The following is a 24,079-nucleotide window of genomic DNA, read 5'->3' as shown; positions in this document are numbered from 1 at the left end:
TTATCGCGCGGGCCGCTCGCCGCGCCGGTCGAGGGAGGGAGAGGCCGGTGAGTCCGGTGAGTCGGCGAGCCGGTCAGAAGACCGAGAGTCCGGTGATGGTGGTGAAGCGGTCGAGGGCGGCGACGCCCGCGACCGAGTTTCCGCGTGCGTCGAGGCCGGGGCTCCACACGCACAGGGTGCAGCGACCCGGGACGACGGCGATGATGCCTCCGCCGACACCGCTCTTGCCCGGCAGCCCCACGCGGTAGGCGAAGTCCCCGGCCGCGTCGTAGGTGCCGCAGGTGAGCATGACGGCGTTGACCTGCTTGGCCTGGCTGCGGGTGAGCAGCCGTGAGCCGTCGGCGCGGATGCCGTGGCGGGCCAGGAAGCCGGTGGCGAGCGCGAGGTCGGCGCAGGACGCCTCGATCGAGCACTGCCGGAAGTACTCGCGCAGGAGGACCGGGACAGGGTTCGCGATGTTCTCGTACGAGGCCATGAAGTGGGCGAGCGCGGCGTTGCGGTCGCCGTGCGCGGTCTCCGAGGCGGCGACATCCCGGTCGAAGTCGAGGTCCTGGTTGCCACTCTCCGCGCGCAGGAGATCGAGCAGATGGCCCGAGGCGTCGCCGGTGAGGCTGTGCAGCCGGTCGGTGACGACCAGGGCGCCGGCGTTGATGAACGGGTTGCGGGGGATACCGTGCTCGTACTCCAGCTGCACGAGCGAGTTGAAGGGGTTGCCCGAGGGCTCCCGGCCGACGTGCTCCCAGAGGGTCTCGCCCTCCCGGGCGAGGGCGAGCGCGAGGGTGAACACCTTGGTGACGGACTGGGTGGAGAAGGGCTGTTGCCACTCCCCCACTCCGTACACCGTTCCGTCGAGTTCGGCGACGGCCATCCCGAACCGGCCCGGGTCGCCGGCGGCGAGCGCCGGGATGTAGTCGGCGGGGCGGCCCCGGCCGACGAGGTCCTCGATCTCCTCGGCGATTCGCTCGAGGACCGGTTGGAACGACAGCACCATGATCCTCATTGTGCCGTCCGCGCCGGATCCTCGTGCCGCGAGGGGTATCGGTATCCGGTCGACGGGAGCCTGGCGCCGGTGGTGCCCGTGTGTTTCCCGTGACGGGAACCGTGAACCGAGGCGGAAAGTTCACGGGGTATGGCTGTCATTCATCGCACCACCATGAACCCCACCAAGCTGGAGCTGCTCACCTCCTGGCTCCCCTCCCGACCGTGGTACGTCGCCACGGGGCGAGCGCCGGAGCTCGCGAAGGCCGGGGGCTTCCGGCTCGACGATCCGCAGGGAGAGGTGGGCATCGAGTTCATGGTCGTCACGGACGGCTCCGGTGACCGGGCCGTCTCGTACCACCTGCCGCTGGCCTATCGCGGTACCCCGCTCGACGGCGCCGATGAGGCCCTCGTCGGGACGTCGGAGCACGGTGTGCTCGGGAAGCGGTGGGTGTACGACGGGATCCATGACCCGGTCTTCGTGGAGCGGCTGCTGGCGCTGCTCGAAGGTCGTGCGGAGCCGCAGGCCCAGAGCCTGACCGACACCCCGGACCCCTCCGTCACCGGGCGGTTCGACGGGGTCGGCCTCACGCCCGTGTCCGGACCGAACGCCGTCGCCGACGGGCCGCACGGGACTGAACTAGCGGTGCGGACGGCAGATGGCGGGGCCGCGCTGACCCTCGCCGTGACGCGGGTGCTCCGGGCGCAGGGCTCGGCGGAGGACGGGGGGCGGAGCCGGGGTGAGGTCACCGCCGAGTGGGAGCGTCCGGGCGGGGACCGTGGCCGCGGCGCGTTCGTCGTCGTGCGCGAGAACGCCGGCTGACCGCGGGCGACGGGGCGACGGCGCGCGGCCGGAGGGCCGGCCGGCGGGGCCGTCGGGAGGGGGATCGGTCCCGACGGCCCGGAGACCGTCCGGGACCAGGCCCGGGGAACAGCCCCGAGGCCGATCCGGAGACCGCCCGGGACCAGTCCCGAGGCCGATCCGGAGACCGTCCGGGACCAGGCCCGGGGAACAGCGCCGAGGCCAGCCCGGAGACCAGTCCGGAGGTCGATCCGGAGACCGTCTGGGGATCGGTCCCGAGGTGGTCGGGAGACCGGTCCGGCATCAGCCCTGGCCGGCCCGCAGACCGGTCCGGGGCGTCCGGAGGCGTCGGGGGAGGCCGTCCGGAAGCCATCCGGAAGCCGTCGGGAAGCCATCCGGGAGTCGTCCGGAAGCCATCCGGAGGTCAGTCCGGTACCGGGTCCGTGAAGCCCCGGCGTCGGGCCGCCGTCGGCCTGCAGCGCATCAGGCGAGCGAGCGTCAGCCGCCCGCCCCGCAGCGCGCCGTGTCGGCCCAGCGCCTTCACGGCGTACGTGGAACAGCTGGGGGTGTACGGGCAACACGGCGGCCGGCTCGGGCTGATCTCGGCGCGGTAGTACTGGACGGCCGTGTACAGCGCTCCGGCCATCCGCCCCGGCGGCCGACCGGGTGCCGGAGGTCGGCCGGGCGCGCGGCGCGGGCCCGGCGACGGGCGCAACAGGGCCAGGAACAGCGCCGGTAGCAAGGTCAGCCACATCTCGGGGCAGCACTGCCGGAATCCGACGCAGGTGTCGAGCATGCCCGCGCAGCAGCCCTCGTCCCCGTTCTCGCGCCGCTTGCGGCGACGGCCCTGCCGGGACTCTCTCGATGACGTCACGTCTCCCCCTCCGTGTCCGTCGGATGATACGTGCGCGTCGAGGCACGGGTACGGGACGGGCCCGCCCCCCGTGAGGAGGGCGGGCCGTCGGGCGCGCCTACCGGGACGGCGTACCGGCGGCCAGGCCGGCCGGCACCGGCGCGTACCCGGTGGGCCGGGTGGTGAACGTGCCCCGGCCCTGGGTGCGGCTGCGCAGCCGGGACGCGTAGCCGAAGAGCTCGGCCAGCGGCACGGTGGCGGTGATCACCGCCGTACCGGCCCGTGCCGTGGAGCCGGAGACCCGGCCGCGCCGTGCCGCCAGGTCACCGAGCACGCCGCCCACGGCGCTGTCGGGCACCGTGACCGTGACCTCGACCACCGGCTCCAGGAGCGTCATCGCGCTGGCGCGCAGTGCCTCGCGGAATGCGAGACGCCCCGCCGTACGGAACGCCAACTCCGAGGAGTCCTTGGAGTGGGTGGCGCCGTCGGTCAGCGTCACCCGCACGCCGGTCACCGGGTGGCCCCCCAGGGGGCCCTCGGCCAGGGCGTCGCGGCAGCCGGCTTCGACCGCGCGGATGTACTCCTGCGGTACGCGGCCACCGGTGACGGTGGAGGAGAACACGAACTCGCCCGCCGTAGCGGTGTCGGCGTCCAGCGGCGCCACGTCGATGACGACATGGGCGAACTGGCCCGCGCCTCCCTCCTGTTTGACGTGGCGGTGGACCAGGCCCGAGACGCCGCGGACGACGGTCTCCCGGTAGGCGACCTGCGGCCTGCCGACGCCGATGTCCAGCCCCTGAGCCCGGCGGATCTTCTCCACGGCGACTTCCAGATGCAGTTCGCCCATGCCGGACAGCACGGTCTGGCCGGTCTCGGGGTCGGTCCGGACCGTCAGCGAGGGGTCCTCCTCGACGAGCCGGGCCAGCGCGGACGCCAGCCGGTCGGTGTCGAGGCTCCTGCGGGCCTCGACCGCCACCGAGACGACCGGGTCGGCGACGGTGGGCGGTTCGAGCAGCAGGGGCGCCGAGGGTGCGCACAGGGTGGCGCCGGTCCGGGCGTCCTTCACGCCGACGACGGCGACGATGTCCCCGGCCCGGGCCCGCTCCACCTCCGTGTTGCGGTCGGCCTGCACCCGCAGGATGCGCCCGATCCGTTCGGTGCGCCGTGCGGCCACGTCGAGCACGACATCTCCCTTTCCGATGGTCCCCGCGTACACCCGCAGGTAGGTCAGCCGCCCGGTGGCGGTCGAGTTCACCTTGAACACCAGGGCGGCGAACGGCGCCTCCGGGTCGGCGGGCCGCTCCTCCACCGCGCCGCCGTCCACGGCGCCGTGGACCGGCGGTACGTCCAGCGGCGAGGGCAGGTAGGACACGACGGCGTCGAGGAGCGGCTCCATCCCGCGGTTGCGGTAGGCCGATCCGCACAGCACGACCACGCCGTCCCCGGTCCGCGTGAGATCACGCAGTGCCTCGGTCAGCGTCGGCGCGGCGAGCGCCGACCGCTCGCAGAACTCCTCCAGCGCGGCCGGATGGAGCTCGGCCACCGCCTCTTCAAGGGCACGGCGGCGCCGCCGTGCCTCCTCCACCAGGGCGTCGGGCACGGGGCCCTCCGTACGAGTGTCGCTGCCCGGCTCCCAGACCTGCGCGCGCAGGTGGACGAGGTCCACCACCCCGGTGAAGCCGTCCTCCTGACCGATCGGCAGCTGGACGACGAGGGGCACGGTGTGCAGGCGGTCCCGGATCGAGGCCACGGCGGTGTCGAGGTCGGCGCCCGCGCGGTCCATCTTGTTGACGAACGCGATCCTCGGCACCTGGTGCCGGTCGGCCTGTCGCCAGACCGTCTCGCTCTGCGGTTCGACCCCCGCGACCGCGTCGAAGACCGCGATGGCGCCGTCGAGGACGCGCAGCGAGCGCTCCACCTCGTCGGAGAAGTCGACGTGTCCGGGCGTGTCGATGAGGTTGATCCGGTGGTCGTCCCAGACGCAGCTGACCGCCGCGGCGAAGATGGTGATGCCGCGGTCGCGCTCCTGGGCGTCGAAGTCGGTGACGGTCGTGCCGTCGTGGACCTCCCCGCGCTTGTGGATGGCGCCGGTGAGGTAGAGCATCCGCTCGGTGACGGTCGTCTTGCCGGCGTCGACGTGGGCGAGGATGCCCAGGTTCCGGACGCTGTTCAGGGAGTGGGGCAGGGAGAGGGGAAGGTGGGTACGCACGGCCCGGGGCCTTTCGACGTGATACGAGAAAAGGGCGGCGCGATTCCCGGACGAAGCGGCCCGGAAGCGGGCGTAGGAGAGCCCCCGGAGAGGGGTGGGCTCAGGAGTTCGTCACGGGCGTCCGGTGGCGGCCGCGCAGCCGGAACTTCCGCTGCCACTTCCGCGACCATTCCGGACCGGCCGGCCGAACGCATGAGGCTGCCGGCCCCCACCGGGCCGTACGGGGTGGGGAGTTCCGTCCTCCACCTCGTGGACCGCTCCCGCACCGACCCCTGGGTGCCCGAGGCCGACGGCCGGGAACTCATGGTCACCCTGCACTACCCCGCGGCCCGACCCGCGACCGCCCGGCACAGGCCGGACCGCCCCGCCCCGTACGCCACCCAGGAGGAGGCCCGGCTGCTGCTGAAGGGCGTGCCGATCGAGGACCCGGTGACGGTACGGCAGGTGGCGCGGGCCCGTACGCACAGCACGGTGGATGTACGCCCTGCTCCGGGACGGCACCCGCTGGTGGTGCTCTCGCCCGGCTTCGGCATGCCGCGGTTCACCCTCACCAGCCTCGCCGTGGACCTCGCCTCCCGCGGATACGTCGTCGCCTCGCTCGACCACGCCTACGAGTCGTCCGGTACGTCGGTGCCGGGCGGGCGCACCCTGACCTGCGTGGCCTGCACCGTCATGGAGGAGAACGACTGGTCCAAGGGCCACCTGGTGACCGCGGCCCGGGCCGCCGACACCCGGTTCGTCCTGGACCGGCTGACCGGCCCGCGGCCCGCCTGGCGGTACGCGTCCTCCATCGACCGGACGCGGATCGGCATGGCCGGCCACTCGATCGGCGGCGCGAGCGCCGTCAGCGCCATGGCCGCAGACCGGCGTATCGACGCCGGAGTGAACATGGACGGCACGTTCTGGGACACGCTGCCGGCCGACAGGCTCGGCGGACGTCCGTTCCTGCTGCTGGGCACCGACGAGTTCCACCGGCCGGGCGGCGAGGACACCTCCTGGGACACCACGTGGGCGGCCCTGAGCGGTGAGAGGCATTGGCTGACGGTCGCCGGCGCCGACCACCTCGGCTTCTCCGACGCGCCCGTGATCCTGGGCCATTTCGGCCTCCCGGGCGGTGACCTCCCGGCCGAGCGCGCGGTGGCCGTCACCCGCGCGTACGTCGCCGCCTTCTTCGACGAACACCTGCGGGACAGGGACCAACCACTCCTCGACGGCCCGGACCCGACCCACCCGGAGGTGCGGTTCCACCGCCCCTGAGCCGAAAGCAGACGACCGTACACGGGGCGGGCCCGCCGGCGCCGACCTTCACCAAGGGCATTCTCCGCCTACGAACAGGTCGCTGAACCAGCGGCGGCTGGAGTCTCCACAATGGAGGGCCGCCACCCGGCCACGGGTGGCGACCCTCCATCGCTTCGGGCACGTCTGTCAGGGGAGCTTCCGCTCCAGCTTGGTGAGGAAGTCCTCGACGTTCGTCGTGCTCTGCCCCATGTCCCAGGCCGACAGGTTCCAGCGGGGCGCGCTGCGGATGTGGACGACGGAGTGGGTGGTGTCGCCGGAGACCAGCACCACCAAGCGCCGGGCGAAGCTGCGGCCGCCCGGGACCGGGCGGGTCGCCGTCAGTCGGCCGGTCGCGGGGTCATGGGCGACCGAGCGCCCGCCGGAGAGCGCCTTCAGGGCCTTGGAGGCAGCGTCGAGGGTGACGTCCTGTGGGCCGGTATGTCGCGTCGCACCTGCTGGCCGCCCCTGACGGACGCCAGGTCCACCGGGCGGCCTGCCGTACGAATGCGCGGACGTGGATCATTCCGACGACCGCCATCATGAGCACCAGGAAGGCACAGAAGGCCGCCGATGACTCCATGGGCAAGGCCACGCCGGGCGACGTAAAGAGCGACGTTTGGGAGTCCCGCGCCCCCTCCGGCGCCGAACCACCGCTCGTACACCACCATGGTGAACGGTGACTACACCGTCCGGCCGTGCCTGCAGGAGTACGACGGTGGGGGCGGTTCGTCAGGTGCGGTGATCGATGTTGTCCGAGACGACCCGAGCGGCGCCCGGACGGGCGCCGGGGCAAGGCGCGGTTTCGAGCATGATGCGGTCCACCGTCCCGTGCGGGTGCCTGTCGGCGCCGATGACCGAAGCCAGCCGTCAAAGCCGACGACATCGATGACGCCGCCGCCGCCCGCGAGTTTGCCGGCGTCGAGCCGCGGATGCCCGAGCTGCTCATCGACATCGCCGAACGGATCGTCCTCCCCGTCACCGCGCTGCCCGGCCCGGACGCGGGCGAGCCGTGCGAGGACACCTTCGCCCTGGAGGCCCTCGGGCGTGTCCTGGTGACCTCCTGCGGACTTGGGCGCAGGCAGGGCCTGCCGCGGCGGAGGGCATCGCCCGCGCCGTCATCGACGTCGCCGTGCGGGTGCGGTCCGGAGAACCGTTCGCGTCCCAGGGGTCTTCGAGCCGAGACTTGTGGGTCGATCACATCGGACAGGAAGAGTGGCCAGCGCTGACGTACAACCGTGACGTCCTGCCCTTCCCCCAGAACCGCGTGCCCCCCATCACGTACGACGGCATTCGGAACTGGGACGAACTCGACCCGACCCGCCACCCATTCGCCTGAGACGAGGACGAGGAGTCCCACCTCCGCTCGCTGGTCCGTGAGTGGGTGCCACCGGTGCTCTCCGGTATGGCCGGCTGGTGGCAGGGCGAACGCTGGTGTGAAAGCCAGGTGGACGCCATCATCCGGAGCGATACGGCAACGGGGCCAGGGGATGGAACTGGTGCTACCGCGACGGCGGGCCCATCGGTAGCTGGGTCAGCGGGACAAGCTCGGTGACGACCCCTGACGAAACCGCAGCACGCGTCGTAGCCGCGCTGTTGGAGTGGCGGGCGTGGTTGCAGCGGACGGCTCAGCGCTTCGTCGAGCTGGCGCCGCCGCCGGACGCCTCACCCGAGGACCGCAGCTGGCACCTGGAGCGGGCCTGCGTCCGGCTCGTGACGCACACGCTGGACTCGGGAGCGGAGGGTGGCTGGTACGGGCAGGCCTCGATCGTTCTGGGCTGGTTCCTCACCACCACCGGATGGACCGAGCCGAAGCCGGGCGAGCAGTGGAGAGCGCGATCGGCGGCCGGTTCGAGAGCTGGGTCACCCCGGGACGGACGCTGATCGAATCCGTCGGCGAGGACCTCGCCGTCGGCCTCACCCTTCACGCCCCTACCGGGACCACCGTGAGAGGGTGGCCCTGGAGGATCTCCATGACCGCTACTGACAGCCTTTCGATCTGGCTGCGCGTGCGCCGTGAGGCCTGCGGGCAACACGCACCAGTCCTCCGGAAGGTTCCGCCTGCGAGCGACGGGCTCCGGACGTGGTGCGAAGGGCCGGTGCGCCGGCGCGACCCCGTTCGCGCCGAGCGTCTGCTCGCCGCCCACACCTTGACCCGAGCCGATGCCGCACGCCGCACCCCACTGAACTTCGCCCTGCTGGCCGACTGGCAGCGCGAGGTCCTCGGAGAAGCAGAGGTACCGTTCCGCGCGAACGACGCCTACGCGAAGGCCGGCCGCGAGAGCTACGGCCTGAACCGCGCACCCAGGCCGACTTCGCTTCCTGCCTGCGCGAGACGACCGACCCGGCCATCCCGCTGGCGGCCCGGGTATACCTCGACGTGGCGTTCTTCCACCCCTTCACCGATGGCAATGCCCGCGCTGCCTTGTTGACCTTGGTCCACGTCCTGGCCCGGGAGGACATCGTCCTTTCACGACACCGCCGGTCCTCTGACTCCACCTCGACACGGGCGACGGCACCTTCGTCCGCGTATGAAGGTCGGCGCCGGCTCGGACAAGCGGCGGACACCGCACGTGGTCGCACAGCCCTGTCAGGGGCGGGGCGGACAGCCGTAAGGACGCCGCACGGGCGCCCTTACGGGGGCGATCCCCGTACCCGAGTGAGTGGAATACGCGCCGGGCGGTCGACGGCGAGCCTACGAACCGTCGGCCCTGGTGGGCGGAGGTGGTTGGAAGCAGGCCGTGACGTCCTTGCCGCGGGGGCAGCGGTAGGTTTGCCATTCGTCGGCGAGGGCGTCGATGAGCAGCATTCCGCGTCCCCCAGTGGCTCCTTCACCGGCGTGGCGTGGTTCGGGCACCTGCGGCGACGCGTCGTGCACGGTCACGTGCAGGCATTCCTCGTCCCAGGTGAGAATGAGCTGGGCGTCGCTGCGGGCGTGGATATGGGCGTTGGTGACCAGCTCGGACACGGTCAGCACGACGGAGTCCATCAGATCCGGTGCGGTCCGCTCCCAGCCGAGCTTCGCGAGATGCTCACGCGTCCAGTCCCTTGCCGTCTTCACGCCGCTGCTGATCGGCAACGAACGAGCCCACCCGACAGCTCTCAGTGAGGGATCCTGCGCCACTGTCTCTCCTTCCACCGACCACGGTGCTTGTCTCCGTCTGCCCAGAAACCAACTCACTCAACGTGCGCTGCCGAAGCGACCCGAGAAGGAGCCCCACACCAAGTGCCCTCCCCATGAGCGGAGGTGAACCGATCGTGGTCGCCGGTCCGCGTAGGCGGCAAGGGTCCGGTACCCCCTTCGGCCACGTCGCCGACCCCGACGCCATGGAGCGCTGCTGCGAGATCTGGCGCCACCTCGGTGCAGACGACTGCGCGAGCGGCATGAACGCGGAGCAGGGCGCCTTCATCGAGCGCGCCCGCAGGATGCTCACTGTCGCGCTGGAAGCCGAGATCAACACATATGAGGGCGGGCGGCTGCGCGTCCGGACACAACAATGACGGGGCCGTGTCACCGTCCATGCCCCCACCTTTGTGTCTCCCCCTACTGGAGACTCAAGTCCCTTCGCCTGCCAGCAGGCAACCACTCCTCGTCCCCAAGTCTTGAACACTTCCTCGCGTCTGGCTCCGTACTGGGTGACGGCCCCGCTCAGAGGTCCGTAGCGCCCGGGTAGTGCCCCCGAAGTTCGCTGAGCACGCGCTCGTCGGCGGCCCTGACGTCCCACAAAGAACTGTCCACCTCGGCCAGGACCACAACCAGCACGCCCTCAGCGAACCCACAGGCCTCAGCGTCGATCAGCTGGACATCAGGAGCTGTCAACGAGAGCAGCATCAGGGTGTCCATGCCGTCGCCCGCGGAAAGGCGCTCCAACTCCGCAGGGAGATCCCACTTCTCATCGCACTCAACACGCCAACGCAGCCCCAGACCGAAACTGCCAAGCCGGACCAGCAGCTCAGCGAGCGTCACATAGCGACTTCCCTGCCAGGCAGGGAAGGTGATCCCCTTCATGCCTGCGTCGGCTTCAGCCGTATACCGCGACAAGCGATCCCCCTCGTTCGGCACCACACACTAGGCCACAGAAGAGCCACCTCACGTGACCCATCGGACAGGCCCCGCTGACCGCGGTCGCCGACCGCGCCTCATGCATGTTGTCGATCAGATGGGGCTCACCGCGTCGGCCAACGTGTGCTGTTTGAAGCCGCGCTTCAGCATCGCGCTGCCGAAAAGCCCGTTGCCGCCACGTGACGACGGCGACTTCGCTTCGACGTCCCACTGCCCGCCCCGTCGACTGGAGTACGCCCAGGCAGGCTGCACTCTCCATGGCGACGGCATCGACGACCTCGACCTCGTGGGTCGCGCGGACCTGGAGGCCAGTTCGCGGACGCGGTCGCATGAGCCGCGCCGGCCCCCGTGCCGTACGACCTCGGGCTGGGCCGGTACGGCATCTACGTCGTCGTGTTCAACACCCACCGCGACGCCGTGCCGGCGTTCACCTCCTCCGGCCTTTGGGTCGGCGAGGCCGACCCACCCCGACGCGATCGGTGACCTGTTCGACACCTGCGCTAAACGGCGGCATCTGATAACCGCCGTACCCACGCCCGAGTCGTCATGGACCTCGACAGCGACCAGCTCCTTGTGGTCATCGTCCCCGCAACGCCGCACCCATCCCTTCCCGGCCGGGCGCGGCGCTCACCATGCCAGCCCGTCACCGCCGAGTAGGAACCCCCCTGTCAGACCCGGCGCCTAAGCTGTTCCCAGGACTTGATCAAGGAGCAGGGCAGTGCAGATAGAGCGTCATCACGTGGGCGGGGCCGTCGTGTCGGCGGCACGAGAGGACTTCACGAACCGAATCGGGGGTCAGGTGCGGTCCATGTCGCGGGCCGGCCGGATGGCCACCTATGAGTGGCAGTCGATCGCCGACGAGTTCCTCGACTACCTGGGCGCCCTCTCCGTCGAGGCACCCGACCTCGACACCCCGGAGGCCAAGGCCGCCCTCAAGGACGCCTCCGAGGCCGCGGCCGGCGCCGTCGCCTACGCCGCCTACCACCCGCACTGCAGCTTCCAGGTCTTCCTGGAGTACGTGAACTTCGGCATGAGCTACGACCCGGGCGAGGATGCTCCCGAGGAGAGCGTCACGCCTGGGGAGTGGATCGACGCGCTGTGTCTGGCGCTCCTCAGGGACAAGGCCAAGTGGCACGGCGAGGCCTTCCACTTCGCCCGGCAGAAGTTCGCCGAGCAGGCGCAGGGAACGCCCGTCGGCGAACTCGCCACAGGACTGACGGCCGTGGTCCTGGACGACACCGGCGACGACGAGGACTACCCGCCGAGCGCGCAGGCCAAGCTCGCCGCCGTCGACGCGGCCCTGGACCGGATCCGTATCCGCGCCGAGGAGGCCGGCGAGCCGCTGCTGGACCGGCCGGACAGCACGGCGCTGCGCACGGTGCGCGCCCTGGCCGCCGAGGACCGGGAGGCCTTCGACGCGGCGCTGGCCGACCTCCTGGTCAGGCACACCACGCTGCACGGCCCCTCAGCCTCCCCGAGCAGCCTTCTCCCGCTCGTCCCCATCGCCCTTGCCGCGCTCGCGTACCGGACCCTGGGCTGGACGCCTGCCGTCCACACCGACTACCTCCCGCACGCCCTGATCACCGGCTTCGAGACCCGAGGCCCGCGGGTCGCGGGATTCGGCCGGGACCGGCGGCCGGACGCGGTCGCCGCGCTCGCCGCCGGCCCGCTGGTGGTGGAGCGGCCGGCCTGCGAGCGGACCGTGCACCCACAGACCGAGGCCATGTACGAGGAGGACCTCCGGGAGGCGTTCACGCCTGTCGACGGGAAGCCCCTCACCGTCTCGCGGCTCGGCTGGGTCATGGGCGATCAGGAACGCCTCTTCAAGTGGCGCGCGGGTGACCCCGGCGGCGTCAGGGAAGCCCAGTTCACGACCCTTCGGCTGGTCTCCCAGATGGGGGCGGCCCTGTTCCGCATCGCCCTGGCGGAGCCGGGCACCGAGGTGGAGGTGACCATCGACGGCCGCACGCTGCGCTACCCGGCCGAGCGGGGCGAGGAAGCCGGTGCCCACAGCTGGCAGGCGGCCACCGCCTTCGCCCTGATCACGGGCGTACGCGAGGACCTCGCCCCGCTGGTCCTCACCGGCCCCGCCTTTGCCCGTCCGGACGGCTCCGCCTTCGCCGCGTACCGCGAGGCGCTCCACGCCTACCTGAAGGGCGCCGATCCCGAACCGGCCGCGCAGCGGGCACTGCAGCAGGCCGAGAAGGCCAAGGACTGGGGCTTCGACATGCCGCCGGCCGTGCTGCTCTCGCAGCTCGTGGACGGGGACGAGGAGAGCTTCAACCTGGCCCTGGCCGACGCGCTCGAAGCCCATCGCGACTACTACCAGGTCGCCGACCGCGCCGACGATCCGGACGTCTCCATCAACCTCGACATCCTCGCCCTCGCCTGCCACGCCCGCCGCCGCGGCTGGACCATCCGCGTCGAATCCCCCTACCTCCCACAGAGCCTCCTGCGGGCCGCCGAACCCTTCTAAGCTTGTTCTTTATGGTCGGGAGGACTGACCGTCCGTGACGACTGTTACGGTCACGGTTGTGACTGAGCGGCTTCCTGAGTTCCCGTACCACCCCGACCCCGTCGCCACGGGCGTGGTTGTGCCTTCAGATGTGACCTGCATCTGCTGTGGGCGCGGACGCGGGTACATCTACACGGGCCCGGTCTACGCCGTCGAAGACCTCAAGGACCGACTGTGCCCATGGTGCATCGCAAGCGGCAGCGCCGCCGAATTGTTTGACGCGCACTTCACGGCAGGGACTTGCCTGGGCGACGACGTACCTCTTGAGGTCTTCTCGGCAGTCGACAGGCGTACCCCAGGCTTCTCAGCGTTGCAGGAGCCCCAGTGGTTCTTCCACTGTGGCGAAGGCGCCGCGTTTCTGGGCCGTGTCGGGCTCGCCGAACTCGCCGCTCACCCTGACGCGCTGGAGACACTACGACAGGAAATGAACGGTTGGGGCTGGCCGTCGGATCAGGTCGAGCACTACCTCGGCTCGCTGGACAAAGATGACCAACCGGCGTATCTGTTCCGGTGCCGTGGCTGCGCGACCCACCTCGCCTACTCCGACGTCGCATAGGTCCCATGCGGGTTCGAACGATGCCCCGAGCGTGATCACCCGTACGGATATTCCGGGGACGTGAACACGGCCTTCGCCTGATCCTGTGCTCCGACCAAAGAGGCACCTGACCAGCACGAAGGCCGTGGGGGAATGAGTTTGCTGCATCACGATGCCCAGCGGGATCCATCCGCTGTGGCGTCACACTTCCGGGACACCTTCTATGCCTGCCTACACACGCACCGTGACGAACTGTTCGAACTGACGGACGCGTTGTTGTGCGCGGACGGGCCGGTGAGGACGCCGGTGGACCTGACGCTGCTGGCCGAGCACCGACGCGGACACGGCGCGCTGTACGCCGCGCTGAACGACGGCCGCATCGACGTGGTCCGGCTGCGGCGAGCCCTCGCCGCGCTGCCGCAGCCGCGGGCGGCGGACAGCCGGCTGGTCCTGGCCGTGGACGTGAGCAACTGGCTGCGGCCGGACGCCGAGTGCAGCCCGGAACGGTTGTTCTGCCACACCTTCGGCCGTGGCCGGGACCAGCACCTGATGATTCCCGGCTGGCCTTACTCGTTCGTCGCCGTCCTCGAAGCCGGGCGGACATCGTGGTGCCAGCTGCTGGACGCCGTCCGCCTCGGCCCCGAGGACGACGTCGCCGCCGTACAGGTCCGCCGCGTCGTCGAGGACCTCGTCCGTGGCGGCCGGTGGAAGGCTGGGGATCTGAGCATCCTGGTCATCTTCGATGCCGGATACGACGCCCCTCGCATGGCCCACCTACTTCAGGATCTGCCGGTCGAAGTACTGGGCCGGCTGCGGTCGGACCGGGTGATGCGCAAGCCCGTCCCCAGGCCATGGATCTGCCCGCCCCAGGGTGGGCGCCCTCCGAAGCACGGCAAGGAGTTCCGCGCCGCCAAGCCGGAGACCTGGGGCGAGCCAGACGTGGCGACCGTGCGGGTCACCGACCGCTATGGCACCGCGCAGACGATGGCCTGGGACCGCCTCCACCCTCGCCTCACCCATCGCTCCGCCTGGATCGACCATGACGGCGACGTTCCCCTCATCGAGGGCACGTTGATCCGCCCTGGAAGTCGACCACCTGCCCGGCGGCGGAAATCCGCTGCCGGTCTGGCTATGGTCCTCAAAGACCGGCATGACCAGCGCCGACGTGGACCTGCGCTGGCAAGCATTCCTCCGCAGATTCGACCTGGAACACACCTTACGCATGATCAAGCAGACCCTCGGCTGGACCCGCTGAACCTCCGCACTCCCGAGGCGGCAGACCGCTGGACGTGGCTGATCATCACCGCCCACACCCAGCTCCGCCTGGCCCTTCCGCTGGCAGAAGACCTCCGCCGTCCTCGGGAGAAGCCCGCCGAACCCGGCCGGCTCACCCCGGCCCGGGTCCGCCGCGGGTTTCGGAACCTCCGCGCTCACCTGCCATGCCCGGCCCATGCGCCGAAACCGAACCGGCCCGGCCCCGGCAGGCCCGTCGGCTCGAAGAACCAGCGGCCCGCCACCCGCTACGACGTGGGCAAAACCGTGAAACGACCCGAGACCCTCATCGAACGCGACCAGGCCAGACCATAAAGAACAAGCTAAGACGTTGTTTCCTTTGGCGGTTGGCTCGTTGTGCTGGGCATGACGATTCTTGTCGAGCGGCTGGTGCCGGATGAGTGGTGGGAGTTGTTCCGGCGCGGGGTGCCCGAAACGGTCGTGGTGCGGCCGCAGGGAGACGGTCGTCGTCGGGCCGGGGATCGTGAGTGTCTGGCCGCGATCGTGTTCGTGGCCACGTCGGGCCGTACGTGGCGGCAGGTGCCGCCGCTGTTCGGGCCGGCCTGGCCGACGGTCTACCGGCGTTTCGCCCGCTGGAGCAAGGACAGGGTCTGGGCCCGGCTCCACCGGGTCATCCTGGACGAACTCGGCGCCCTGGGGAAGCTGGACTGGTCGCGCTTCGCCATCGACTCGGTGAGCGTCCGGGCCCTCAAAGGGCGCTTCTGACCGTCCGAATCCGACCGACCGCGGCAAGAACGGATCGAAGATCCATCTCGTCACCGACCGGTCCGGCCTTCCGGTCGCAGTCGCCATCTCCGTGGCCCACACCCATGACAGCCTCGCGCTGAAGCCGCTCGTCGCGTCGATACCGCCGATCCGCAGCCGCCGCGGCCCCGCTGCAGACGGCCCGACAAGCTTCACGGCGACAACTCTCGCGGCTCGCGGCATCGCACCGCGGATCGCCCGCCGTGGCATCGAGACCTCACAGCGGCTCGGACGCTCCCGGTGGGTCATCGAGCGGACCATGTCCTGGCTCGTCGGCTGCCGCCGGCTCGACCGCCGCTACGATGGCAAGCCAGAACACTTCCTCGGCTTCGCAGCCATCGCCACCAGCCTCATCGACTACCGACGACTGACCAGGTGAAACGGCTTCCAGGAGCCGTAAGATCCACCTGGCCATGGGGAGGTGACTGCGAGGTGGCGCAAGTGAAACCGGAGAAGCTGAGTGTCGCAGCCGAGATCTCCGCAGCTGTGAGTGCTCTTGGTGCCACGGAGCCGGAGATCAAGGAGCGGGGGCTCGACGGTGGCGGCTGGATGAGCGAATGCGTCATGAGGCTTGACGGCGAGGTCGTGCAGTTCGACGTCATGCACGACAAACGAATCGATGCGTCCGTCCGCCTCATCCTCGAGGGATGGCACTTCGATCAAATCGACACGTCATGCCTTCGACAGGTCATCATCAACGTCCTGTCGGGTCATGCGGTGATCAAATCCAGGCGCACGCTTCTTCGTCGCACCGACCACGTCCTGAAGGTGGCGAGCGGCACCGTCACCTACTACGCATGGAGCGGAGCGTTCGCGAAGGAGCGGATGGCTGCTTGGGAGGCACGTCTTCTTCTCCCTGCTCAAAGCTAAGGCTGAGCCAACGCCGGCAGCAACCACGCCCTGATCTGGTTCTTCGCTGATGGTGACAGCCCCGGGCGATGGCATGTCGGCAGCGTCGCCAGGAAGACCAGTTCAGTACGTGATCTCGATGGAACTGCCAAAGGAAACGAGACTGGAGCCTGCTGACCGTCGGGTGGAGTGGGAGACCAACACCTGGTGGCTGAGTGCGGAGGACGAGGACAGGAGGTCGTTGTCCGTCTCCGAGGTGGTGGCCGCTTTCGCGCGGACTGTCTCAGCCATCCAGGTCCGTATCAGCGAGCTGGGCTTTTCCGGAGTCGTGACGTTCTACGTGTGGCATGACGAGCAGGCCGGTCAGCTCCGGTGCTCGACGGCATCGGTGCCCGCGGATGCGTTGCCGTTCGGCGGCGCCTACGTACTTTCCGACGACCTCGGGACAGTCATCGAGGGATTCCTGGCCGAGGGTGAGCCGGGCGCCATGGGCTGGTCGAGCCTGGAAGACGTGCGAAACCACACGGAGCAGAACTCGGTCGAGCCAGAGGTGGTGCTCATGCGGGTCTGGGCGCGCACCGTGGGAGCAGCCTCCCACCGACCGGTTTCCGTGCGTCCGCACGGATGAGGCGGCCCTTGTCGCCGTGCACCCTGCCGGGCGGCGGTGACGTGGTCGGCGGTGTGAGCGGATCGGTGGGATGCCGCGAACCAGCGGCTCCGAGGCAGAGGCGGGCCCACACACGCGGCGCGGAACGGGGCGCGGCGCCATCCTTTCGATGTCGGTGGAAAGCTACTGGGGCCATTGCCGGGGCCGGGGACCCCTTCGAGCCTCAGCCCACCGGGCGCTACCTCCACGGCTTTCCGGCACCCCTCGTCGGGTGCGACGACACTCCGGCGAGCGCGGACTTCTCCGCCACGCCCACCGTGCCGGGCCCCATGTCCGGATCCGATGTCGCTCGACCGCCTGTCACCGAGGCGTCCCGCGTACGGGCGACCAGCACGAAGGTGACGCTGATCAGCAGTGCCCAGGCGCCGAACTTGGCCAATGGGACCGCTTGCCAGCCGTCGAGTTGGTGGGGGTAGCTCCACGCACCGGCGTAGGTGGCCGCGTTCTCCGCGATCCAGAGGAAGAAGCCGATCAGGGTGAAAGCAAGCGCCAGCGGAAGGCGGTAGCGGGCAGTGCCCACCGTGAAGTGCACCCACGTGCCGCGCATGGCGGCGAGCAGCACAAGGGCGAGCGGGATCCGGATGTCCGGCAGCCAGTGGTGCGTGAAGAAGTTCAGGTACACGGCGGCCGCGAGTACGGCCATCGTCCGCGGCCGGTAACCGGACAGCGACAGATCCATGATCTTCCAGGCGCGGCAGCAGTAGCTGCCGACGGCGCTGTAGAGGAACCCGCCGTAGAGCGGAACGCCCGCGACCTTGAACACGGCATCCTCCGGATAGCTCCATGAGCCCATCCGTACCTTGACCAGCTCGAACAGCAGCCCCACGAGATGGCAGCCCAGGATCACGGCGGTGTCCCGGGGGCCGTCCCAGCCGAGCTTGCGTGCCAGGATCGTCAGCACCACGCCGAAGACCAGGAGCAGGTCGTACCGCGCGACCGGAAGATCGGCGGGCAGCAGCCGCGAGGCACCGATGCCGCCGACCAGCGCGACGGCGAAGGCGACGGCCCGCACCTGGTCAAGCCCGAAGCGCCAGAACTGGGCACAGCCGTGGACGATCCGCTCGAAGGTCATGCCCGAGCAGACTGCCGACCGGCTGCCGCTGGTTCCCGCCGAGGGCCCACCACTGCGTGCGCCGGCTCGATGGGTGCTCCGCCCCCAAGCGGGGCCAGGACACTGCCGCCCGCGATCCTTCGCCGGCGGCCGGGCGGCACCGAGGTAAGCCACGCTCCCCTGAACCACGGCTCCCCTGAACCGCCGTATGCGGGGAGAGACGGTGGACCGGGGGCCGCACCTGTCGCGGCGGAGGGACCTCGGCGCAGCGGTGGTGCGGGCGGCCCCGGTCCCGGGTCACGGGTCACGGGTCTTGCCGGATCTCCGATGTGTGAGATCAGTCTGTCGAGGAAGGCGTCCAGGACGATCCCGCGTACCTCACCACCGGAGAGAGCCTGTGACCGAACGCAAGAACATATTCGTGCTCGGACTGGACGAGGCGAATCTGCCCACCCTGCGCAATGTGCCCCACGCCGACGCGTACGTGTTCCACCCGCTGCTGACCGTGGAGGAGCTCCAGCACGGCGAGGTGTCCGTGGCCGAGCTGAAGGAGAAGGCGGAGAGCATCCTGGACTCCTTCGACGGCAGCATCGACGCCATCGTCGGTTACTGGGATTTCCCGGTCAGCACGCTCGTGCCGATGCTCGGTGAGCGCTACGGAACGCGCAGCACGAGCCTGGAGTCGGTCGTCAAGTGCGAGCACAAGTACTGGAGCCGTCTGGAGCAGCAGAAGGTCGTCGACGAGCATCCGCGGTTCGGCCGGGTGGATCTGGAGGCGGACGTCCCGCGTCCGCCCGAGGGCATGAGCTTTCCCCTGTGGGTCAAGCCCGCCCTGTCGTACTCCTCCGAGCTGGCCTTCGGGGTGAAGGACGAGCAGGAGTTCCGCGAGGCGGTGGAGGAGATCCGCAAGGGAGTCGGCCGGGTGGGCCGGCCCTTCGAGTACGTCCTCGACCGGCTCGATCTGCCCGCCGAGATGGCCGGCGTCGGTGGGCAGGTCTGCCTCGCCGAGGAGTCGCTCTCCGGCGTCCAGGTCGCCGTGGAGGGCTATGTCCACGGCGGCGAGGTCACCGTGTACGGCGTCCTCGACTCCATCAACTACCCGGACTCGTCGAGCTTCCTGCGCCACCAGTACCCGTCCGCCCTGCCCGAGCCGGTGGTCCGGCGGCTGCACGACGTCTCGGCACGCGTCATGCGGCAGATCGGCATGGATTCGGCGACGTTCAGCATCGAGTACTTCTACGATCCGCAGGCCGACGCGATCAATCTGCTGGAGATCAACCCCCGGCACTCCCAGTCGCACGCCGAGCTGTTCGAGTACGTCGATGGCGTACCGAACCACCACTGCATGGTCAGCCTGGCCCTGGGCAGGGATCCGTCCCTGCCGTACCGGGCCGGCCCGTACAAGATGGCGGCCAAGTGGTATCACCGGTGGTTCGCCGACGGCGTGGTGCATCAGGTGCCCACGCGCGAGGACCTCGACCGGATCGAGCGCGAGATCCCCGGCGTACGGATCGATGTGGTGCCCGAGGAGGGGCAGCGTCTGTCGCGGACCCCGCAGCAGGACAGCTACAGCTACGAACTGGCCCACATCTTCACCGGCGGGGACAGCGAGGAGGACCTGCGGGCGAAGTACGACCGCTGTGTGGCGGCACTCGGCCTCGCGTTCGACGAGACCACACCCGGTGGCCGAGACACGAAGAACGCCTGAAGCACCTCTGAGGGAAGGAGCGAACCGGTCCATGCGTTATGTCGGCAATCTCCCCTGTGCGACCAAGGAAGAGGAACACGTCGTCGTCCCCATGTCCGACGGCACTCGGCTGTCGGCCCGCGTCTGGCGCCCGGTCTCCTCGGACCAGGAGCCGGTGCCGGCGGTGCTGGAGTACATCCCGTACCGCAAGCGGGACCTGACCGCCCGCCGCGACTCGATCCACCACCCGTACATCGCCGGTCACGGCTACGCGTGCGTGCGGGTGGATCTGCGGGGCACCGGCGAGTCCGAGGGGGTGATGACCGACGAGTACACGGAACAGGAGCAGGCCGACGCGGAGGAGGTTCTCGCCTGGCTGGCCGAGCAGCCCTGGTGCGACGGCGCGACCGGCATGATGGGCATTTCCTGGGGCGCTTTCGCCGCTCTCCAGACGGCGGCCCGCCGGCCGCCGAACCTGCGCGCGATCGTCATCGCGTCCTTCACGGACGACCGTTACGCCGACGACATGCACTACATGGGCGGCACCATGTTGTCGGACAACCTCGCCGAGGCGGGCACCATGTTCGCGTACGCCACCTGCCCCCCGGACCCCGCCGTGGTCGGCGAGCGCTGGCGCGACATGTGGCACGAACGCCTGGAGCACACCCGGCCCTGGGTGCTGGAGTGGCTCCGCCACCAGCGGCGGGACGATTACTGGAGGCGCGCCTCGGTCTGCGAGGACTACGCGGCCGTGCAGTGTCCCGTCCTGGCGTCCAGCGGCTGGGCCGACGGGTACTCCAACGCCGTGACACGGCTGTTGTCCCATCTGGACGTGCCGCGCAAGGGTCTGATCGGTCCCTGGTCGCACAAGTTGCCGCACCTGGGCGAACCGGGGCCCGCCATCGGCTACCTGCAGGAGGTGGTGCGCTGGTGGGACCACTGGCTCAAGGGCGTGGACAACGGCGTCATGGACGGACCCATGCTGCGGGCGTGGATGCAGGACAGCGTGCCGCCGTCGACCTCGTACGAGGAACGGCCCGGCCGCTGGGTCGGCGAGCCGGACTGGCCCTCGCCGCACATAAAACCGGTCACCCATCCGTTGCTGCGCCATCGCATCGTGATGCCGGAGGATGCGGTGCCGGCTGAGGGCGACGGCCGGGGCGACGCGATGACCGTGCAGTCACCGCTGTCCGTCGGCCAGTACGCGGGCAAGTGGGCTTCGTACAACGCCCCGCCGGACCTGCCGTACGACCAGCGCGAGGAGGACGGCGGCTCGCTCGTCTTCGAGACCGACCCGCTGAGCGAGCCCGTCGAGATCCTCGGCTCGCCGACGGTCGAGCTCGACGTGTCCGTCAGCGAACCCGTGGCCACCGTCGCGGTCCGCCTCTCCGACGTCGCACCGGACGGCCGGGCGACACGTGTGACGTACGGGCTGCTGAATCTGGCCCACCGCAGCGGCACGGGTGAGCCGGAACCCGTTGAGCCGGGCCGCCGGTACCGGGTGCGGGTCGAACTCAACGGCGTGGCCCAGGTCTTCCCGACCGGCCATCGCATCCGGCTGTCGCTGTCCACCTCGTACTGGCCGCTGGCGTGGCCGCCGCCGCGTCCTGTCATGCTGAGCGTCCATGAGCGGACCAGCACGCTCACGCTGCCGGTGCGCCCGGCCGGGGAGCCGGACGAGGTTCCGCAGCGCCCCTTCGAGGAGCCGGAGGGCACGCGGCCCCTCGCGACCACCTCGCTGACCGCTCCGCAGCAGCGCTGGGAGGTCACGCGTGATCTGGTCGATTACGCGTGGGCCCTGGAGATCGTCAAGGACCGGGGCACCGTACGCATCGACGACATCGGGCTCGATGTCGGCTGCCGGGCGTACGAGCGCTACACCGCCACGGCCGACGACTTCACCTCCGTGGGGGGCGAATCGGCGTGGACGATGCGTTTCCGACGGGACGACTGGGATGTGCGCGTGGAGACCCGGACGCAACTGACGTGCAGCGAGACCGAGTTCTTCGTGGACGCGACTCTCGACGGCTACGAGGGCGAGCGCCGGGTGTTCTCCCGCACCTGGAACGAGACGCTGCCCAGGGACTGTCTGTAGGGAGGTCGGGGTCGCATGCCCCCGCGGCTGGGTGGCCGGGCGCCGGCGGCTCGGCCACGCCGGCTTCTCGGTCAGGGGGCCGCCGCACCCGACACCACGCCTCGCACCGTCAGGACGCGCGCCGAGTGACGTCGACGATCCGGCACGTGACCTTGGCCGTGACCTGATCCAGCGACTGCGCCGTCACCTTCGACCGCTGCTCGGGCGCCACGTCGTTCGTCGACGTATACGCCTCACTCAACCGCTTGCCGGACGCGTCGACGAACTCGACATGCACGAGGTAGTCGCTGGACTTGCTGGAGCGGTTCGTGACCAGCAACTCGGCGCTCGGCCACTTCGTCTGGGGATCCACCTCGCATGCCGTGATCCTCACGTCACCGCGGGCCCCGCTCTCCTCCTGCGGTCTCTCCCCCGCCGGGCTTGACGGGGTCCTGCGCTCCGGCGCGTCATCCCCGTCTCCGCCGATGGCCAGGACGGCAACGGTCAGCACCACCACCAGAGCGATCACGCCCAGGCACGAAAAGCCGATGATCCTGCCCGTATTGCGCTTACGGGGAGGGAGGGATCCACCTGCCTGCCCGGGCGTCGGCGCGCCCCAGCCGGGCTGCGGCTCCTGATGAGACATGCGTACAGCGTCCGCCCAGGTCCGGCCGGGCGCATCCCGACTGCTCCGGACGGTCCAGGACGTGACAGAGCCTCCGCGCGGACAGGCCACCGGACGTCCCCGCCCCGCGCGGTCACGCCGAGAACGGCTCCGGGGCGCCCGCCGGGGCGAAGTAGCGGGCCACGGCGTCGTCCGTCACCTCGGCCAGCGTGGGTGGGGACCAGCGCGGGTCGCGGTCCTTGTCGACGACCTGCGCGCGGATGCCCTCGACGAGGTCCGCGGAGGACAGAGCTGCGCAGGAGAGCCGGAACTCCATGTCCAGGACGGATTCCAGGGAGTCGAGGCGCCGGGCGCGGCGGATCGCCGCCAGGGTGACCTTGAGGGCGACGGGCGAGCGGCTCAGGAGAATGGTGGCCGCCTCCTTGGCCTCGGGCACCCCGGAGTCGGTCAGCCGGTCGACGACGGTCTCCACCGTCTCCGCCGCGTAGCAGGCGTCGATCCAGGCGCGTCGGTCGGCCAGCTCGCCGGGCGGGGCCGGCCGGGAGAACCGGGCGACGGCCTCGTGGGCGGGGACCCGGGTGAGTTCCTCGGCGAGCCGGGGCAGGTCGTACGACGGTACGAAGTGGTCGGCGAGCCCGGTGAGCAGCGCGTCGGCGGCGCCGGCCTGGGCGCCGGTCAGGGCGAGATGGGTGCCCAGTTCGCCGGGCGCCCGGCCGAGCAGATACGTACCGCCGACGTCGGGCACAAAGCCGATGCCCGTCTCGGGCATCGCCACACGGGAGCGTTCGGTGACGACGCGGACGGAGCCGTGGGCCGAGACGCCGACACCGCCGCCCATCACGATGCCGTCCATGAACGCCACATAGGGCTTGGGGTAGCGGGCGATGCGGGCGTTGAGCCGGTATTCGTCGCGCCAGAAGCCGACGGAGGCGCGGCCGCCGGAGCGGGCGTCGTCGTGGATCGCGCGGATGTCGCCGCCGGCGCACAGCCCGCGCTCTCCGGCGCCCTCGATGACGACGGTTCCGATCGCCGGATCGTCCTCCCACGCGGTCAGGGCCTCGTCGATACGGCGCACCATGGCGTGGGTGAGCGCGTTGATGGCCTTCGGCCGGTTCAGAGTGATGAACCCGGCCCGCCCTTCGGTGTGCACCAGGACGTGCGGACTGTCGGTCGCGGTCATCGCAGGGGCTCCGCCGGGCCGGTGGCCCCGTCGGGGGCCTCGCTGAGTCGCATGATCCCGTCACTTCCCTCCAGGGCGATCTTCCGGCCACCGTATCCGGTGAGGCCTCCCTGACGACAGGCGATCATCGATCACTCCCCCACGCTCCCCGGTCGCCGGCGGGAGGAACGCCTGTGGAACAGTTGCTGCCATGCTCATGCCTCCCGAGAACACCCTGTTCATGCCCGGTTCCACGCCCGTACTGCTCCTCGGCGGCGCGCCCGTCCACGCGGACCTGCCCGCCGTGGACGCGCCCGGTGGAACGGTGGCGGCGTGCGCGGGCTGGAGCGTCGTGCCTCGGCTCACGCTGTGCGTGGTGGACGGGCCGGGTGACGCCGGGTGCGTGATCCCCGCCCTCATGGCCCCGGTGTTCGGCGGCTCCGGGAGCCCGGACGGCATGGTGGGCTGGTGCGAGGACGTCGAACGGGCGGGCGGGGCGGTCGTGCTCTCGCTGCCTGAGCTGCCCGAGCTGCCTGAGCTGCCTGAGCTGCCCGAACTGCCGGAGCGGCCTGAATTGCCTGAACTGGCCGATCTCCCCGAGCTGCCGCAGTCGCTCGACTGGGACGCCCTGCTGACCGGCGGTGTCGCCCGCGGCGGCTTCATGCCCGTCCAGGGATGAGTCGCCCCGCCGGGGAACAGG

Annotated in this window: 23 protein-coding genes and 2 pseudogenes; 16 read left to right on the top strand and 9 right to left on the bottom strand. The window is 70.4% G+C overall.

Features of this window, described 5'->3' with window-relative positions; genetic code table 11:
• Nucleotides 1–73: 73 nt before the first annotated feature.
• The gene (locus tag ACFYV5_RS30790; RefSeq protein WP_355112889.1) at nucleotides 74–1,000 is read right to left on the bottom strand and encodes a glutaminase; all 927 of its coding nucleotides are present in this window, start codon (nucleotides 998–1,000) and stop codon (nucleotides 74–76) included.
• Nucleotides 1,001–1,129: 129 nt separating this feature from the next.
• Between ACFYV5_RS30790 and ACFYV5_RS30785 the strand changes: the two genes are divergently transcribed.
• The gene (locus ACFYV5_RS30785) at nucleotides 1,130–1,801 is read left to right on the top strand and encodes a 1,4-alpha-glucan branching protein (protein ID WP_389173755.1); all 672 of its coding nucleotides are present in this window, start codon (nucleotides 1,130–1,132) and stop codon (nucleotides 1,799–1,801) included.
• Nucleotides 1,802–2,204: 403 nt separating this feature from the next.
• Here the strand turns inward: ACFYV5_RS30785 and yidD are convergent, their stop codons facing one another.
• Nucleotides 2,205–2,654: a membrane protein insertion efficiency factor YidD gene (gene yidD / locus ACFYV5_RS30780; protein WP_389173753.1), complete on the bottom strand. Its 450-nt coding sequence runs from the start codon at nucleotides 2,652–2,654 to the stop codon at nucleotides 2,205–2,207.
• Nucleotides 2,655–2,751: 97 nt separating this feature from the next.
• Nucleotides 2,752–4,842 (bottom strand): elongation factor G, encoded by a 2,091-nt coding sequence (gene fusA / locus ACFYV5_RS30775; protein ID WP_389173751.1) that lies wholly within the window; start codon nucleotides 4,840–4,842, stop codon nucleotides 2,752–2,754.
• Nucleotides 4,843–5,034: 192 nt separating this feature from the next.
• Here fusA and ACFYV5_RS30770 point away from each other — a divergent pair, with 192 nt between their 5' ends.
• The gene (locus ACFYV5_RS30770) at nucleotides 5,035–6,099 is read left to right on the top strand and encodes an alpha/beta hydrolase family protein (RefSeq protein WP_389173749.1); all 1,065 of its coding nucleotides are present in this window, start codon (nucleotides 5,035–5,037) and stop codon (nucleotides 6,097–6,099) included.
• 168 nt (nucleotides 6,100–6,267) lie between these two features.
• Here the strand turns inward: ACFYV5_RS30770 and ACFYV5_RS30765 are convergent, their stop codons facing one another.
• Nucleotides 6,268–6,414 carry a hypothetical protein gene (locus tag ACFYV5_RS30765; protein ID WP_389173747.1) on the bottom strand — a complete coding sequence of 49 codons (147 nt, stop codon included), beginning with the start codon at nucleotides 6,412–6,414 and terminating at the stop codon, nucleotides 6,268–6,270.
• A 1,254-nt stretch (nucleotides 6,415–7,668) separates the two neighbouring features.
• Between ACFYV5_RS30765 and ACFYV5_RS30760 the strand changes: the two genes are divergently transcribed.
• A complete protein-coding gene (locus ACFYV5_RS30760; RefSeq protein WP_389173745.1) occupies nucleotides 7,669–8,001 on the top strand; it encodes a hypothetical protein in 333 nt (110 codons plus the stop codon).
• Between the two features lie 199 nt (nucleotides 8,002–8,200).
• A pseudogene (locus ACFYV5_RS30755) lies at nucleotides 8,201–8,506 on the top strand (hypothetical protein); the annotation flags it as partial.
• A 306-nt stretch (nucleotides 8,507–8,812) separates the two neighbouring features.
• Here the strand turns inward: ACFYV5_RS30755 and ACFYV5_RS30750 are convergent.
• Nucleotides 8,813–9,241: an ATP-binding protein gene (locus ACFYV5_RS30750; RefSeq protein ID WP_389173744.1), complete on the bottom strand. Its 429-nt coding sequence runs from the start codon at nucleotides 9,239–9,241 to the stop codon at nucleotides 8,813–8,815.
• 113 nt (nucleotides 9,242–9,354) lie between these two features.
• Between ACFYV5_RS30750 and ACFYV5_RS30745 the strand changes: the two genes are divergently transcribed.
• Nucleotides 9,355–9,618, top strand: coding sequence for a hypothetical protein (locus tag ACFYV5_RS30745; RefSeq protein WP_389173743.1), 264 nt, complete (start codon nucleotides 9,355–9,357; stop codon nucleotides 9,616–9,618).
• A gap of 148 nt (nucleotides 9,619–9,766) precedes the next feature.
• Here ACFYV5_RS30745 and ACFYV5_RS30740 read toward each other — a convergent pair whose 3' ends face one another.
• Entirely contained in the window at nucleotides 9,767–10,084 is a 318-nt protein-coding gene (locus ACFYV5_RS30740; RefSeq protein ID WP_389173742.1) for a hypothetical protein, read from the bottom strand.
• A 444-nt stretch (nucleotides 10,085–10,528) separates the two neighbouring features.
• Between ACFYV5_RS30740 and ACFYV5_RS30735 the strand changes: the two genes are divergently transcribed.
• From ACFYV5_RS30735 to ACFYV5_RS30700, 8 genes and pseudogenes are all read left to right on the top strand, one after another.
• Nucleotides 10,529–10,663, top strand: a complete 135-nt coding sequence (locus ACFYV5_RS30735; RefSeq protein WP_355112876.1) for a hypothetical protein — start codon at nucleotides 10,529–10,531, stop codon at nucleotides 10,661–10,663.
• Nucleotides 10,664–10,919: 256 nt separating this feature from the next.
• The gene (locus tag ACFYV5_RS30730) at nucleotides 10,920–12,656 is read left to right on the top strand and encodes an immunity 49 family protein (protein ID WP_389174012.1); all 1,737 of its coding nucleotides are present in this window, start codon (nucleotides 10,920–10,922) and stop codon (nucleotides 12,654–12,656) included.
• Nucleotides 12,657–12,714: 58 nt separating this feature from the next.
• On the top strand, nucleotides 12,715–13,251 hold the full coding sequence (locus tag ACFYV5_RS30725) for a CbrC family protein (protein ID WP_389173741.1): 537 nt from the start codon (nucleotides 12,715–12,717) through the stop codon (nucleotides 13,249–13,251).
• Between the two features lie 132 nt (nucleotides 13,252–13,383).
• Nucleotides 13,384–14,817, top strand: a pseudogene (locus ACFYV5_RS30720) (NF041680 family putative transposase).
• A 51-nt stretch (nucleotides 14,818–14,868) separates the two neighbouring features.
• Nucleotides 14,869–15,228: a transposase gene (locus ACFYV5_RS30715; protein ID WP_389173740.1), complete on the top strand. Its 360-nt coding sequence runs from the start codon at nucleotides 14,869–14,871 to the stop codon at nucleotides 15,226–15,228.
• 40 nt (nucleotides 15,229–15,268) lie between these two features.
• Nucleotides 15,269–15,646, top strand: coding sequence for a transposase (locus tag ACFYV5_RS30710; protein ID WP_389174009.1), 378 nt, complete (start codon nucleotides 15,269–15,271; stop codon nucleotides 15,644–15,646).
• 62 nt (nucleotides 15,647–15,708) lie between these two features.
• Nucleotides 15,709–16,137, top strand: coding sequence for a hypothetical protein (locus ACFYV5_RS30705; RefSeq protein ID WP_389173738.1), 429 nt, complete (start codon nucleotides 15,709–15,711; stop codon nucleotides 16,135–16,137).
• 118 nt (nucleotides 16,138–16,255) lie between these two features.
• Entirely contained in the window at nucleotides 16,256–16,744 is a 489-nt protein-coding gene (locus tag ACFYV5_RS30700) for a hypothetical protein (RefSeq protein ID WP_389174006.1), read from the top strand.
• A 217-nt stretch (nucleotides 16,745–16,961) separates the two neighbouring features.
• Here ACFYV5_RS30700 and ACFYV5_RS30695 read toward each other — a convergent pair whose 3' ends face one another.
• Nucleotides 16,962–17,855: a DUF817 domain-containing protein gene (locus tag ACFYV5_RS30695; protein WP_389173736.1), complete on the bottom strand. Its 894-nt coding sequence runs from the start codon at nucleotides 17,853–17,855 to the stop codon at nucleotides 16,962–16,964.
• Between the two features lie 376 nt (nucleotides 17,856–18,231).
• Between ACFYV5_RS30695 and ACFYV5_RS30690 the strand changes: the two genes are divergently transcribed.
• Entirely contained in the window at nucleotides 18,232–19,542 is a 1,311-nt protein-coding gene (locus tag ACFYV5_RS30690) for an acetyl-CoA carboxylase biotin carboxylase subunit family protein (protein WP_389173734.1), read from the top strand.
• Nucleotides 19,543–19,573: 31 nt separating this feature from the next.
• Entirely contained in the window at nucleotides 19,574–21,616 is a 2,043-nt protein-coding gene (locus tag ACFYV5_RS30685; RefSeq protein WP_389173732.1) for a CocE/NonD family hydrolase, read from the top strand.
• Between the two features lie 109 nt (nucleotides 21,617–21,725).
• Here ACFYV5_RS30685 and ACFYV5_RS30680 read toward each other — a convergent pair whose 3' ends face one another.
• On the bottom strand, nucleotides 21,726–22,241 hold the full coding sequence (locus ACFYV5_RS30680) for an FxLYD domain-containing protein (protein WP_389173730.1): 516 nt from the start codon (nucleotides 22,239–22,241) through the stop codon (nucleotides 21,726–21,728).
• Nucleotides 22,242–22,353: 112 nt separating this feature from the next.
• The gene (locus ACFYV5_RS30675) at nucleotides 22,354–23,400 is read right to left on the bottom strand and encodes an enoyl-CoA hydratase/isomerase family protein (protein WP_389173728.1); all 1,047 of its coding nucleotides are present in this window, start codon (nucleotides 23,398–23,400) and stop codon (nucleotides 22,354–22,356) included.
• Between the two features lie 190 nt (nucleotides 23,401–23,590).
• On the opposite strand from ACFYV5_RS30675, the gene ACFYV5_RS30670 reads away from it, so the two are divergent.
• Nucleotides 23,591–24,058, top strand: coding sequence for a hypothetical protein (locus tag ACFYV5_RS30670; RefSeq protein WP_389173726.1), 468 nt, complete (start codon nucleotides 23,591–23,593; stop codon nucleotides 24,056–24,058).
• Nucleotides 24,059–24,079: the final 21 nt, after the last annotated feature.

It is taken from the genome of Streptomyces sp. NPDC003035, from assembly GCF_042888285.1.
GTDB lineage: Bacteria > Actinomycetota > Actinomycetes > Streptomycetales > Streptomycetaceae > Streptomyces.
The sequence above is the reverse complement of the archived record's forward strand: the minus strand, read 5'-3'. Positions and strand labels throughout refer to the sequence as shown.